Annotated in this window: 14 protein-coding genes; 4 read left to right on the top strand and 10 right to left on the bottom strand. The window is 59.7% G+C overall.

The window, feature by feature from the left end; all coding sequences use genetic code 11:
• Positions 1 to 94 precede the first annotated feature (94 nt).
• The 4 genes from V1T76_RS07655 to V1T76_RS07670 all read right to left on the bottom strand — a co-directional run bounded on the left by V1T76_RS07655 (position 95) and on the right by V1T76_RS07670 (position 3549).
• Positions 95 to 445, bottom strand: a complete 351-nt coding sequence (locus V1T76_RS07655; protein WP_006932881.1) for a ribbon-helix-helix domain-containing protein — start codon at positions 443 to 445, stop codon at positions 95 to 97.
• Positions 446 to 653: 208 nt separating this feature from the next.
• Positions 654 to 1247: a DJ-1/PfpI family protein gene (locus V1T76_RS07660; protein ID WP_330560060.1), complete on the bottom strand. Its 594-nt coding sequence runs from the start codon at positions 1245 to 1247 to the stop codon at positions 654 to 656.
• A gap of 404 nt (positions 1248 to 1651) precedes the next feature.
• The gene (locus tag V1T76_RS07665) at positions 1652 to 2422 is read right to left on the bottom strand and encodes a class II aldolase/adducin family protein (protein WP_330560062.1); all 771 of its coding nucleotides are present in this window, start codon (positions 2420 to 2422) and stop codon (positions 1652 to 1654) included.
• The gene (locus tag V1T76_RS07670; RefSeq protein ID WP_330560063.1) at positions 2419 to 3549 is read right to left on the bottom strand and encodes a TauD/TfdA family dioxygenase; all 1131 of its coding nucleotides are present in this window, start codon (positions 3547 to 3549) and stop codon (positions 2419 to 2421) included. The genes V1T76_RS07665 and V1T76_RS07670 overlap by 4 nt, the downstream gene beginning before the upstream one ends.
• Before the next feature lie 169 nt (positions 3550 to 3718).
• Here V1T76_RS07670 and V1T76_RS07675 point away from each other — a divergent pair, with 169 nt between their 5' ends.
• Positions 3719 to 4618 (top strand): LysR substrate-binding domain-containing protein, encoded by a 900-nt coding sequence (locus V1T76_RS07675; protein ID WP_330560064.1) that lies wholly within the window; start codon positions 3719 to 3721, stop codon positions 4616 to 4618.
• Here V1T76_RS07675 and V1T76_RS07680 read toward each other — a convergent pair.
• Together V1T76_RS07680 and V1T76_RS07685 are read right to left on the bottom strand one after the other, a co-directional pair.
• Positions 4615 to 5742, bottom strand: a complete 1128-nt coding sequence (locus tag V1T76_RS07680) for a transporter substrate-binding domain-containing protein (RefSeq protein WP_330560065.1) — start codon at positions 5740 to 5742, stop codon at positions 4615 to 4617. The two genes, V1T76_RS07675 and V1T76_RS07680, sit on opposite strands and share 4 nt — an antisense overlap.
• Before the next feature lie 262 nt (positions 5743 to 6004).
• A complete protein-coding gene (locus V1T76_RS07685; protein WP_330560066.1) occupies positions 6005 to 6445 on the bottom strand; it encodes a L,D-transpeptidase in 441 nt (146 codons plus the stop codon).
• 270 nt (positions 6446 to 6715) lie between these two features.
• Between V1T76_RS07685 and V1T76_RS07690 the strand changes: the two genes are divergently transcribed.
• The 3 genes from V1T76_RS07690 to V1T76_RS07700 all read left to right on the top strand — a co-directional run bounded on the left by V1T76_RS07690 (position 6716) and on the right by V1T76_RS07700 (position 9957).
• Positions 6716 to 7366 (top strand): TetR/AcrR family transcriptional regulator, encoded by a 651-nt coding sequence (locus V1T76_RS07690; RefSeq protein ID WP_330560068.1) that lies wholly within the window; start codon positions 6716 to 6718, stop codon positions 7364 to 7366.
• Between the two features lie 98 nt (positions 7367 to 7464).
• Positions 7465 to 8484: a ketol-acid reductoisomerase gene (gene ilvC, locus V1T76_RS07695; RefSeq protein ID WP_330560070.1), complete on the top strand. Its 1020-nt coding sequence runs from the start codon at positions 7465 to 7467 to the stop codon at positions 8482 to 8484.
• Positions 8485 to 8793: 309 nt separating this feature from the next.
• Positions 8794 to 9957: a GGDEF domain-containing protein gene (locus tag V1T76_RS07700; protein ID WP_330560071.1), complete on the top strand. Its 1164-nt coding sequence runs from the start codon at positions 8794 to 8796 to the stop codon at positions 9955 to 9957.
• A 14-nt stretch (positions 9958 to 9971) separates the two neighbouring features.
• Here the strand turns inward: V1T76_RS07700 and V1T76_RS07705 are convergent, their stop codons facing one another.
• Genes V1T76_RS07705 through V1T76_RS07720 form a run of 4 tightly spaced genes read right to left on the bottom strand, consistent with a single transcriptional unit; the run spans position 9972 to position 13074 of the window.
• On the bottom strand, positions 9972 to 10859 hold the full coding sequence (locus tag V1T76_RS07705) for a D-alanyl-D-alanine carboxypeptidase family protein (protein ID WP_330560073.1): 888 nt from the start codon (positions 10857 to 10859) through the stop codon (positions 9972 to 9974).
• 34 nt (positions 10860 to 10893) lie between these two features.
• Entirely contained in the window at positions 10894 to 11655 is a 762-nt protein-coding gene (locus V1T76_RS07710; protein WP_330560075.1) for an ABC transporter permease, read from the bottom strand.
• A complete protein-coding gene (locus tag V1T76_RS07715; RefSeq protein WP_330560076.1) occupies positions 11652 to 12143 on the bottom strand; it encodes a GNAT family N-acetyltransferase in 492 nt (163 codons plus the stop codon). The genes V1T76_RS07710 and V1T76_RS07715 overlap by 4 nt, the downstream gene beginning before the upstream one ends.
• 7 nt (positions 12144 to 12150) lie before the next feature.
• On the bottom strand, positions 12151 to 13074 hold the full coding sequence (locus V1T76_RS07720; RefSeq protein ID WP_330560077.1) for an ABC transporter ATP-binding protein: 924 nt from the start codon (positions 13072 to 13074) through the stop codon (positions 12151 to 12153).
• Positions 13075 to 13130: the final 56 nt, after the last annotated feature.

The following is a 13130-nucleotide window of genomic DNA, read 5'->3' on the forward strand; positions in this document are numbered from 1 at the left end:
GGTTCTTCCCGTTTCAAACACCCATCTTTGCATCGTCGTTCCGGCTGGCCGGGAGGACGATGGGGAAATGAATGCGCTCACTCCGCAGCTTGCCTCAGTGCATGCGGCCTGTTTCGGCTTCCAGAATGCCGTCTGCATCAAGGCCGGCAATCGGCAGTCGCTTGTCGGTCGGCACATCGCCGGACAATTGCAACGCCAGATAGCGGCCGCAACACACCCGCAGAAAACTCGTGAAGTTTCCGAGATCGTGTCCTGCGTCGATGCTTTCATGATGAAGCTTGGTGATCAGTTGCACCACATTCATGCCGTCGCGTCCGGCAATCTCGTCCAGAACCTTCCAGAAGAAAGTTTCCAGCCGCACCGATGTCACCATGCCATCGATGCGCAACGACTTGGTCGTGCTTTCCCAAAGCGTGGAATCTGCCTCGATGAAGAGTTTGCACATGATGCTTCCTCCGGTTCGTCAGGATGCAAGCAAAGACACGGGAACTGATGAAGGCGCTTCGACGTCCCTTGCTTGGCCTGTAGCCTAGCCCTCTTCCATCATTTGAGGAAGACAGGTCAGGAGCAGATGGAGAGCTCCGGCGCTCCCTCAAACCGCCTGCCATGGAAATTGGCGGTGCGGCCCAGCCGGCCGGCCCGCACCTTTTGCCTCAGGCAGCCATGGAGCCGGCGGCTGCACCGCTGAGAACCGCATGGAACTGCGAAAGCCATGCCGGATGGGCTGGCCAGGCCGGAGCCGTGACAAGCTTGCCGTCGGTCACGGCACCATCGATTGCAATATCGGCATAGGTGGCACCGGCAAGCTCCACTTCCGGACGGCAGGCCGGATAGGCCGATACGGTGCGGCCTTCGATCACCCTGGCAGCAGTCAGGATCTGCGCTCCGTGGCAGATTGCGGCAACCGGCTTGTCCGCTTCCATGAAATGCTTCACGGCTTCAAGAACAGCCGCGTCGAGGCGCAGATATTCAGGGGCCCGGCCACCCGGGATCACCAGAGCATCATAAACGGCAACGTCAACCTCGGCGAAGGTGGCATTCAGCGTGAAGTTATGGCCGCGTTTTTCCGAATAGGTCTGGTCGCCTTCAAAGTCGTGGATGCAGGTCGCAACCGTGTCGCCCGCCTTCTTGCCGGGGCAAACCGCATCGACCGTATATCCCATGGCCAGCAGCGTCTGAAACGGCACCATGGTCTCGTAATCTTCGGTGAAATCACCCGTGATCATCAGGATCTTCTTCGCACTCATGCTTCGTCCTCCAGCGTGGCAAATAGCGATGAAGGAAGGCTAGCAGGCAGCAGGTTCCAACGGGTATTAGGTCGCTACTACAGGGCGAATTTCTGCTGTTTCAGGGCATTTCCATCTGCACGGTCCGCCCAGACCAAATCACCCGCCCAGCCTGAGGCGTAGCACTCCCGGCACGTCCTCAGTGTCACCCCGGACATGCAAGGCGCAGATCCGGGGCCTACTCGCAAGGCTCCTTGCTGAAGCGGATAAGGAAGATAGAGGAACCGCCTCCCGCACGTCCGCCCTCTGGAAACGAGTGGGCCCCGGGTCTCGCGTCGCTCGCCCGGGGTGACATCGAGAGTGGCGCTGAACGCATTTCGCCTCCCCAGACTGGAGAGGCGAAAGCAAGTCGATATGTGCAGGTGTCAGTCCCTGTAATCCGGTTCGCTCCGGTCGAGATCGCGCTTCCAGTAGTCGAAATGGGCATAGCCCATGCCGACATAGGGTTCCCATTCGGCGGCGGTCTTGGCGGCCAGATTGTCCGACATGACAGCAAGCGGCTGGCCGGTGGCATAGGCCTTCAGCAGCGTTTCCGCAGCCCGCTCGAAGAAATAGAGATGCTCAAAAGCTTCGGCGACCGTGACGGCGGAGATTGAAACACCGTGGTTGCCCATCACCAGGACCGGCTTTTCACCCAGGGTTTCGGCGATCCGCCTGCCCTCCTCCGCCTCGTCGGCCATGCCGCCGAAGCCGAGGTCGACCGCGACCTTGCCGAAGAAGCGGGCCGTGTTCAAATCGATCGGCTTCATCGACGGATCCTGCAACGTCGCCAGCGCCGTGGCGTTGGGCGGATGGCAGTGAAACAGCACTCGTGCCTTCGGGTTGGCCCTGTGAACTGTGCCGTGAATGCACCAGGCGGACGGGTCCGGCGCATTTTCGCCCGCCATCACCGTGTCGTCATTGGCATCGAGCAGCAATAGGTCGCTGGCGCGGATTTCCGCGAAATGTCGCCATTTCGGGTTCATAAGGAACTTCGACCCGTCGTCGGACACCGCCGCACTGAAGTGATTGCCGACAGATTCGCTCCAGCCGAATTTCACGGCCAGACGGAAAGCTGCTGCGAGATCCTCTCGCAGGGCCTGTTCGCTTTGCCGGGCAGGGTCCGCCCCGAAGCGTACGTCCGTCACAACACTCATTTGAACCGTCCTTCCCCGGACAGGATCCGGTATGTGGAGCGCAGTTCGCCCCGGTCGGTGTAGCAGCCGCGCAGGTGCCGATTTCCGCTGGTTGCCGAGTATTCAGCCCGGCCATGCACGATGCGGTGATTGTCGAAGACAATACATTCCCCCGCATTCAAGCGGAACTGCATCAGGTATTTCTTGTCCCGCATCATCCGGCCAAAGCGGCAGAATGCCGGATAGTAGCGGTCCAGCTCATGCTGCGGCATGTCGAAGATATCGGCATGGTGCTGGCTGATCGTGACACCGGAAATGTTGCCGTGCTCGTCCAGTTCGATCACCCGCTGGCGCGAGCGCATGTCGAAGGTGTCATGCTCGCAGAAATAAGGCACGTCCACGTTGACCAGAAGCTCGAAGTCTTCCGGATAGGCCTTGCGGAAATCTTCCGCGACCGCCAGCCCGTCGACAAAGATGCTGTTACCGCCTTCCACCGTATTGGCCCGGCAGTGCAGGAACTGCACGCCCGGTGCCAGATCCTCGTCCGGCAGATCCGTGTGAAGCGGTAGCGCCTTGGACGTGAAGGCAAGGTTGGTTGGCTTGATGTGGGTTTTGACCTCAAAGGTCAGGCCGAAGTAGCTCGGCCGTACATGTCCGATGAGGCCCGCCGTATCGGTGAGCGCTTCATCGGTATCCGGCAAGCCGGTCAGAAGCGCAACACCGTCGGTCAGCATGGCCTTGGCCCAGTCGCGCCGGCGGCCGGTATCTTCCATGACCTCGTCATAGGAAAACCGCGCCATCTTGGCGTAGTGATCGCCATACCAGGGTTCACGCGGCAGGTTCGCGATGTCCGGCCGCTTCTCGCCGGCAGAGTAAGCGGAGAGCAGCGACAGCGGCAGACGGGAGACGTCGTTGGTGCCAGCCCATGCGATTTCCAGATCACCGCCGACGATGACCGCGGAAGCTGCCTTCGGCGCTGCCTCCAGAGCGAAGATGTCGTTGACGCGCTCGCGGGTCTCCGGGTCGAAGGAACTCGGGCAATTGTCACGCAGCCAGTAGTAATTGAAGTAGGCGGTTTGTCCGTTGCTCAGCGGTACATCGAGACCCTTTTCCTGAAGCAATACACCCGCATCACCTGTTCCAAGCATTAGATCCGTCCTTCTAAGTTTAGTTCAACGGCCCATCAGATGCCTTCCGCGCATCATTGAAAGGCCCTTCGTTGCGAATGGCTTCCATGAAGTTGCTCTTGCGCTGTCGATTTGAAAAGGCGATAAAATCGAAACTTAAATTAAGCATTCACTTAACTTGGACGACCATATGCTCCGACTTCCTCCGCTTAGGCTGCTCACCGTTTTCGAGACGGTTCAACGGGCTGGCGGCACCAAGGCCGCAGCGGCTGAACTCAATGTCTCCATGTCGGCGGTCAGCCAGGCACTGCGCCAACTGGAAGAGCATATCGGCGCTGCCCTGATCGACCGCAGTACGCGCCCCTCAGGCCTTACGGAGGCCGGCGAGATCCTCCTGAAGGCGGTTGTCGAGAACACGGAACGGCTGAGTGAAGCGCTGAACGACATCCGCGCGCTCAACGACCCGGCCAGCGCCTCCGTCACCGTTGCCTGCACCATCGGCTTTGCCACCTACTGGCTGATGCCGCGTCTGGAGGCCTTTTATATCGACCATCCGGACATCGCGGTGAATGTGCACACGACGCAGCAGGAGGTGCCCCGGCTTGGCCAGGGTACGGATATTGCCATGCGCTACGGTGACGGCCGCTGGGACGATGGCACGGTGGATCTTCTGTTTCAGGAAACCGTGGAGCCTGTCTGTTCCCCGTCCCTGGCCGACCGGATAAGGAGTGACGGCGGCAGCCTTGGCACAGCCTTTCTGATCCATGTGGACACCAGCGACCGGCGCTGGCTCTCCTGGCCGGACTATCTTGCCCGCACGCACCAGAAAGCGGCAGGTTCCGCAAAGGGTCTGAGGTTCTCCAACTACGTTCAGGCCACCCAGGCAGCCATCTCCGGGCACGGTGTCATGCTCGGCTGGCGCTCGATCACCGGCGATCAGGTCGAAAAAGGCCTGCTGGTCTCTGCCGGTCTGCCGCCTCTGCAGCCGGACAACGCCTATCACGCCGTGCTGTCGCACCAGAGCCGGAACCGGGAGACAGCATCCGTTGTCGTCGACTGGTTGAGGGCTGCAGCGCAGTCCTGCGGCTAACGCTCGTCACCAAAGTAGCGCACACGCAATTGCTCGATCAGATCTGTTTCATGCGCCGTCAGCAATTCCAGCGTCAACGGCCTTGTCCACGGGCTGCCATGCGCAAGTGCAAAGCCGTATTTGTCCGGCTCGAAGATCGGACCGATCACCTCAACATTCGCTCTGGGGTGACTGTGAGCGTAATACTCAAGGACAGGCGCATCGCCGACAACGGCATCGATCTCATCATTGCGCAGAGCAGCAACGGCACCTTCGATGTCGTCAAATGACCGGTGCGACCAACCGGATGCTTCTGCAAACTCCTCGGCCACGCTGCCGGCGAAGACGCCGATACTCTTGCCCGGCAGATCGGCCACACTGTTGATCTGGTTGGTGAGCGACAGGGTTGTCATGACACTGGTCACCGACGAAGTCACATAAGCCATCACCGCAATGCCGCAGACCAGCCAGAGCGCCTGCCAGATGCGGCCTGGCCAACCAAACAGGTTCTTGCGCGAGGGCGCCTTGCCGGATGTCACCACGGACATGACCGCATAAAAGCTCTCCGACACCCCTTCCGGCCAGCCGCGCGGAAAATTCTTGTCGAAGCGCCGGTCGAACAGGGTCATCAGAAGAGTGGCGATCAGGATCACGAGCGCCAGCCAGCCATACGCTTTCAGGTAACCGGATTCGTTCAGCCCGGTGAGTACTTCGCTGAAGCTCGCGCCCTGACTGTCCGAAACAAGGATGCGCAAGCCGGCGTCGAACCAGGGCTGCGTAAAATCGATCCTGTCCGCACGCTTGCGGGTGATTGTGAGGTTGGTGACGGCAATACCGATGGATTTGTTCGCCGTGGCATCCACCAGTTCCCGTATGGTCGGGAAGATCCTGTATTCGTAGGGAATGCCGTTTTTCTGCGCCAATGCCTCCCACAGATCGACCGCCATGCCGGAATAGACGCCTGGCTCTTCCTCCATGACGAAAGGCGGGCTGATGTAAAGACCGACGCTAACCGGACTTTCCGGCAGCGGCGGATTGCCATCGCCCGCCGCGGTCTGGCCGAGCGCAGGCCCAACGAGAACAATCGCAAGAAGCAACAAGACGGCACATGATAGTCGTTGGCAGGATTTGGAGCAGGCGGTCATGACGGCCTCCGCTTGGCAGAACAGGAAACACGCAGAAGGTGGTCAAAAGTAAAACCGCCTCGCCCCGACCATGCAACCGGTGACAGCAAGGAAAGGACGGGAAAACTGTTGTTGGTAGTTGGATGCCTTCCAGCGTGAAGAAAGCCGGTGCCGGATCAGGAGTGCCAAAGTCTGATTGTGCGGGCCTGCGAAAGACACAGGTCCTGCACTTCTTGCGTGATTGACTCGGGAGGGTCGCCGTCGTTGGGAGACAGTCGTCCACTCACCGCTTGATCACGATCCTCGTGTCGGCTCGGCCGACCTTGCGCACCAGATTATAAAGATGAGCGGCATTCTTGGGATGAAGCCGGATGCAGCCGTGCGAGGCCGGACGTCCTAACCGCTTGATGTCGGAGGTCCCATGAATGGCATAGCCCCCCAGAAAGAAGACCGAATAGGGCATGGGCGCCCAGTTGTACTTGCGCGAATGCCAATCGCGTTCCAGCCGGGTTGGCCGCCAGCTGCCGGTCGGAGTACGGTAGCCCTTGCGTGCGGTTGAAACGGGCCATTTGTTTCGCAACCGGCCATCGACATAAAGATAAAGCCGCTGTTCGGACAGATCGATCTTGGCTGTCACCCGCGGAGCCGCGCTCGCACCAACGGCAGTCAAGACAAGAAAGGCCAGCAACAACGGCCCGATAACGAGTTTTCTGATCGTCAACATTTCAAAACCACCCAGCAAAAACAAAGCAACAAACTTCAATACGAAAATCTAATCCGCATTTTCTTTCCGAAGCAAGCGGGACCTCAAGTAAGCGTAAATTTCTACTCCGCCTGCGGCTTTAAGCCCGCATTCAAAAGCCCTTGTCCTGGCACGAGCGCTCGCCAAAAAGGTGCAAAATTACCCTTGACCTGCCTCGTTGCCGATGTCATAACCGCACCCGAACCGTACCGTACGGTTCCCACACATTTCATCAACGACCCGACCAGACAAATGCCAGCGACCGCTTACGATATTGCCACCTCCCGCCCGGATGCAGCGCCCGAATTTTCGCCGCGCCAGCAGGTGGTGCTGCAACATGCGCTGACCCTGCTGGTAGAGGGCGGCGAGAAGGCGCTGACGACGGCAGGTCTTGCCCGTACGGCAAGTTGCTCAAAGGAAAGCCTCTACAAGTGGTTTGGCGACCGGGATGGCCTGCTGGCCGCGGTTGTCGCCTTTCAGGCCAGCCAGGTTCAGTTTCCCTCGGAGGCCGGAGCCACCGCCGACGCGGCAACGTTCCGCGCGCATGTGACGGCCTTTGTCGAGGCACTGCTGGGTGTCCTGTTTTCCGAGACGTCCCTGGCGCTGAACCGGCTGTCAATCGGCCAGTCCAACACCAACTCGAACCGCCTTGGCCAGCTTCTGCTGGTGCGCGGCAAGCACATGATTTCCGCCCGTGCGCGCGCCATGTTGGACAGCGGCCGCCGCCACGGTCTTCTGAAATTCGACGAATCCGAAGACGCCTACCAGGTGCTTTACGGTCTGGCCATTCGGGACGTCCACATCCGCCTCCTCCTCGGTGAGACCGCCGGTCCCGCCGAGAAGGACCTGAAATCGCAGGCCGAAGTGGCCGTTGACCGCTTTTACCGTCTGTTCGGGGCGTGAGCGCTTCGAACCTTCGGACAAACTGGGAACCACCAGAACCAATCAAGACCGGAAAACCGGCCTTCAACTAACAGAATGCAGACGGGAGAAAGGAACCCATGCGCGTTTATTACGATCGTGATGCTGATCTTAACCTGATCAAATCCAAAAAAGTCGCCATCATCGGCTACGGCTCTCAGGGCCGCGCCCACGCGATGAACCTGAAAGACAGCGGCTGCACCGAAATCGCAGTTGCCCTGCGCGAAGGCTCCACGACTGCCCTGAAGGCAGAAGCCGACGGCTTCAAGGTCATGAACGTGGCAGATGCCGCTGCCTGGGCCGACCTGATGATGATGGCCACCCCGGACGAACTGCAGGCCGACATCTACAAGGACCACATTGCAGCCAACATCCGTGACGGCGCCGCAATCGCCTTCGCACACGGCCTCAACGTTCACTTCGGCCTGATCGAAGCAAAATCCACCGTCGACGTTCTGATGGTCGCGCCGAAGGGCCCGGGCCATACCGTGCGCGGCGAATACCTGAAGGGTGGCGGCGTGCCGTGCCTGATCGCTGTTCACCAGGACGCCTCCGGCAATGCCCATGACCTCGGCCTGTCCTACGCCTGTGGCGTCGGCGGCGGTCGTTCGGGCATCATCGAAACCACCTTCAAGGAAGAGTGCGAAACCGACCTCTTCGGCGAACAGGCCGTTCTGTGCGGCGGTCTCGTCGAGCTGATCCGCGCCGGTTTCGAAACCCTGGTCGAAGCCGGTTACGCTCCGGAAATGGCCTACTTCGAGTGCCTGCACGAAGTGAAGCTGATCGTCGACCTGATCTACGAAGGCGGCATCGCCAACATGAACTACTCCATTTCCAACACGGCTGAGTGGGGTGAGTATGTGACCGGTCCGCGCATCGTGACGCCGGAAACCAAGGCAGAAATGAAGCGCGTCCTGACCGACATCCAGACCGGCAAGTTCACCTCCGATTGGATGCAGGAATACCGTGCAGGCGCTGCGAAGTTCAAGGCGACCCGCCGCCTGAACGATGCACACCAGATCGAGGAAGTTGGCGAAAAGCTGCGCGGCATGATGCCGTGGATCAAGTCCAACGCTCTCGTCGACAAGACCAAGAACTAACAAGCTTCGCCCCATCGACCCGAACCGAGACCCCGCTGGCAACAGCGGGGTTTCTTTTTTCCCGCCGCACCGATGAGGGTGTGGTCTCATCCAGCCGCTCCCCAAAGGACGGCATGACGACAATCGTTCGCCTGAAACGAATGCTTGAAACCTCGGCAAATTTCACGAGGATCGTAAACGGGATCGAACCGCCAAACTCCCGAATTGATAAAAGTTTTTCCATCACGGCTAACTGGATTGCAAGAGCCTTTCCCATAACGTAATCACTACCCTTTCCACGAACGAGCATCCGCCCCCGGAGCCCCCTTGATGGATATATCGACACTCTTTTCAGCAAATGTGCTTCTGCTGTCGATCTTTGCCATCTGCTTCCTCGCCATATCCCTGCAGACACGTCCGAGAACCCACTGGATGAGCTGGGCCGCAGCCAATGCCCTGCTGGCATTGGCGCTGATCGGCTTTGCGGTCAGCAACAGGCTGCCGCCGCTCGCCGCCTATCTGCTCCCCAACACGCTGCTGTTGCTTGGCTTTGGTTGTCATTGGCACGCCGCACGCCTTCTGGCGCACATGCCGAGCAAGATCAGCAACGTTGCCGCTCTCGCGTTCGCCTATGTCGTCGCCGCAAGCTGCGCTTACCTGCTTTCCAACTATGCGCTGGCCTATCTGGCTGCCAACATCGTGTTTCTTCTATTGTCCCTGGCAACCATCGCCATTTATGCCTCAAAGCCGTTCCGAGGCCTTATCTCCAGCATCGGCCTCATTCTGGCGTTCGTGTTTCTGGCCGCCGAGGGCGCGATGCGCACGGTTCACGGGCTCCTGTCAGGCGCGCCGCAGGGTCCCGGCATGATCGATGATATGGTCTTGAACATTCACCTGATGTGCGCTCTGGTCTTCATCAGCGTGACAGGGGCTTTCTCGCTGGCGCTGTCGTTCGAAATCGCGGCGAACCGGAACCGGGAGGACGCTCGGCGCGACCCTTTGACCGGCGCCTTCAACCGCCGGGAATTCCAGGCGCGTCTGGAAAACCTTCTGAAAGAGACCTCAAAGGACGATTTCGGGCTGGTCCATTTCGACCTGGACCATTTCAAACAGGTCAACGACCGGTTCGGGCATATTGCCGGCGACGAGGCGCTTGTGAGGGTCTGTTCGGAAGTGAAGGCGCATCTGCGCCAGCACGATTGCTTCGCACGCCTCGGAGGCGAGGAATTCGCCGTGCTGCTGCCATCCATTTCCAGGGAGAACGCCTACCGTGTCGCCGAACGCCTGCGCGAACGCATCGCCGGGCTGCGGTTCGAGTTCGCCCCGGAAGAGTTCAACTTGACGGCTTCGGCAGGTGTCTATCACGGCAACGGCAGCGAGCTACCATCGACCGAACTGCTCAAGACGGTTGACCAGAGCCTCTACCGCTCCAAACGAACCGGTCGCAACCGGGTTTCCGTTGTTGATGCCGCGTCCGGTGCTGCGCCGTCCTGAGTTTTCGGGGCCGCTCAGGAATAGGCTTCGATCAGCCGCGTCACTTCCTTGTCCCGTGCCGCTTCGCTGGCTCCGCCCATGACGACAACAATCAGACGCTTGCCGCCGCGATTGGCTGTCGCGACAAGATTGTAACCCGACATGCGGATATAGCCCGTCTTCAGGCCATCGACGCCGGCCACCTTGCCCACCAGGTTGTTGGTCGCCCGGAAGGTGCGGCCGTTATAGGAAAAGGACCTTGCCCGATAATAGCTGGCATATTGCGGAAAGCGACGCTTGAGCGCGAGGCCCAGCACCGCCATGTCGCGGGCCGAGGACACCTGAGCGGGATCAGGCAGGCCGGTGGCATTGACGAAGCGGGTCCGCGACAGACCAAGCGCCCGTGCCTGGGAGGTCATCTGCCGGGCAAAGGCTGCTTCGCTGCCGGCAAGGTTTTCGGCAACGACGATGGCAACATCATTGGCGGATTTGACAGCAAGCGCCCTGGCTGCCTGCTCTACCGTGATGGTGGACCCTGCCTTGAGGCCGATTTTCGCCGGAGGCTCCGATGCCGCCTTGGCAGAAACGCTCAAGGGAGTGGAAAGCGAATAGCGCCCTTCGGAGACGGCCTCAAAAAGCAGATAGAGCGTCATCATCTTGCTGAGCGACGCGGGATAACGCGGCGCATCCGCATCGACCGCGTAAAGCTCCTCACCGGTGGATGCATTCAGCACCAGTGCGGAAAATCCGCGCTCGACGGCTGTTTCCGGCGCATAGGCAACGGCCGGAAGCGGGGCAGCCTGAACGGCCGGTGCCGTGCTTGCAACAGGCGCCGGAGACTGACCTTGCCCGGTCTGACAGGCGGCCAGGAAGCCGGCCAGAATGAAGATCGAAGCCTTCTTCATAAGGAAAGACGCACGCATTCCCGCTCTCTCAAACTCGCGTTTCGGCCGGACCTTATGCCTTGAGGCGGTAACCGGTCTTGAAAATCCAATGTACGACGGCCAGAGACCCGCCAAGAAAGATCATGGTTGCCAGCAGAGACAGCCACAAGCTGACATCCGCTTGACCATAGAAGCTCCAGCGGAAGCCCGAAATCAGGTAGACCACCGGGTTGATCAGCGTGATCTTCTGCCAGATCTCCGGCAACATGTTGATGGAATAGAAGCTGCCGCCCAGAAAAGCCAGAGGCGTGACGATCAACAGCGGGACGAATTGCAGTTTTTCGAAGTTATCAGCCCAGATGCCAATGATGAAGCCGAGCAGCGCGAAGGTGATGGCCGTCAGGAGAAAGAACGCCGCCATCCACACCGGGTGCTGGATTTCCAGGGGTACGAAAAAACTCGCCGTAATGAGAATGATCAGACCGACCAGGATGGACTTCGTCGCCGCCGCGCCGACATAGGCGACGGTAATTTCCAGAAACGACACCGGAGCTGACAGCACCTCGAAGATCGTTCCCGTGAACCGTGGGAAATAGATGCCGAACGATGCGTTGGACAGGCTCTGTGTCATCAGCGACAACATGATCAGCCCGGGAACGATGAAGGCGCCGTAGCTGACGCCGTCGACTTCGGAAATCCGCGAGCCGATGGCCGCTCCAAAGACGACGAAATAAAGCACCGTGGAGATCACCGGCGAGATGATGCTCTGCATGATCGTGCGGCGGGTGCGCGCCATTTCCGTCAGATAAATGACTTTGATCGCTTCGAAATTCATGTGCGCTGCTGCCCCGATGTCAGAAGGAGTTCCATCCGGGGCAATGTACGCCCCGGGATCGAACCGGATGGTGACCGGCCAATGGTCTTGAAGCCCATGCGGGCATAAAAGGGTTCGGCGAAGGGATCCGCATCGAGACCGATCCTGACCAGCCCCAGATCCTGTGCCCTTTGGTGAAGCATGTCGAACAACGCCCGGCCAACGCGCCGCCCCTGCCAGGCAGGGTCAACAAAACAGGTTTCCAGTTCGCCCGTCTCGCCATCCTCACCCGTGGACAGTCGAATACAGCCGACCGGTCGCCCGTCGGCATCCTGCGCCAGCCAGAAATCATCATCCTCGATCCAGCTGTCGCGGACCTTCAGTTCTTCGGCGCACATCGCCATGAAGGCGTCGTCGTAACCGTTCGACTGCTTGGAGCGCATGCACAGATCGGTCAGGGCCGTGCTGTCTGCAAGTACCGCCTCGCGGATGGTGAAGTCTTTTTCCATTTCCGCCTCACCCCTGACTGACCAGGCCGACGAAGATATCCTCCAGCGACGACTGGTCGGTCTGCAGATCGTGGAAGCGGACACCGGCCTGAGAGAGGTCGGTCAGAAGCGAGGTGATGCCGGTGCGGTCCGCCTGTGTATCGTAGGTATAGACCAGACTGCGCCCTTCGTCCTCGAGCTTCAGGTCATAGTGGGCAAGGCTGCCCGGGATCTCGCTGAGAGGTTCGGTGAGGCTGAGCGACAGCAACTTGCGCCCGAGCTTGCGCATCAGTTCCGCCTTTTCCTCAACCAGAATGATTTCACCCTTGTTGATCACCCCCACACGGTCGGCCATTTCCTCGGCTTCCTCGATGTAGTGTGTCGTCAGGATGATGGTGACGCCTTTGTCCTTCAATTCGCCCACGATGCGCCACATGTCATGTCTCAGTTCCACGTCCACGCCGGCCGTGGGCTCGTCCAGAAACAGGATCTTCGGCTCGTGTGCCAGCGCCTTGGCGACCAGAAGACGGCGTTTCATGCCGCCGGACAGGGCCATTATCGGGTTGTTGCGCTTGTCCCAGAGCGTCAGGTCCTTGAGGATGCTTTCGATCCGCGCCGGATCCGGTTTCATGCCGAACAGACCGCGGCTGAAGGCCACCGTATCCCCCACCATCTCGAAGGGCGCCGTGGGCATTTCCTGCGGCACCAGACCGATCATCTGACGGGCGGCGCGGTATTCGCTCAAGGCGTCATGACCGCATACGTGGATGCTGCCGGAGGTCGGCCGCACAAGACCGCAAATCGTGCTGATAAGGGTCGTCTTGCCGGCGCCATTCGGCCCGAGCAACGCAAACACCTCTCCCTGCTGGATATCCAGAGACACGGATTTGAGAGCCTGGAAACCACCATCGTAGGTTTTTTCCAGGTTGCGGACGGAAAGTATCGGAGCCATCGTTTCAACCGGTTCGGAAATGGGGATTTGACCAGACGGCCAAACAGGCGGGCACA

This window comes from Roseibium sp. FZY0029 (assembly GCF_036350355.1).
Classification (GTDB): domain Bacteria; phylum Pseudomonadota; class Alphaproteobacteria; order Rhizobiales; family Stappiaceae; genus Roseibium.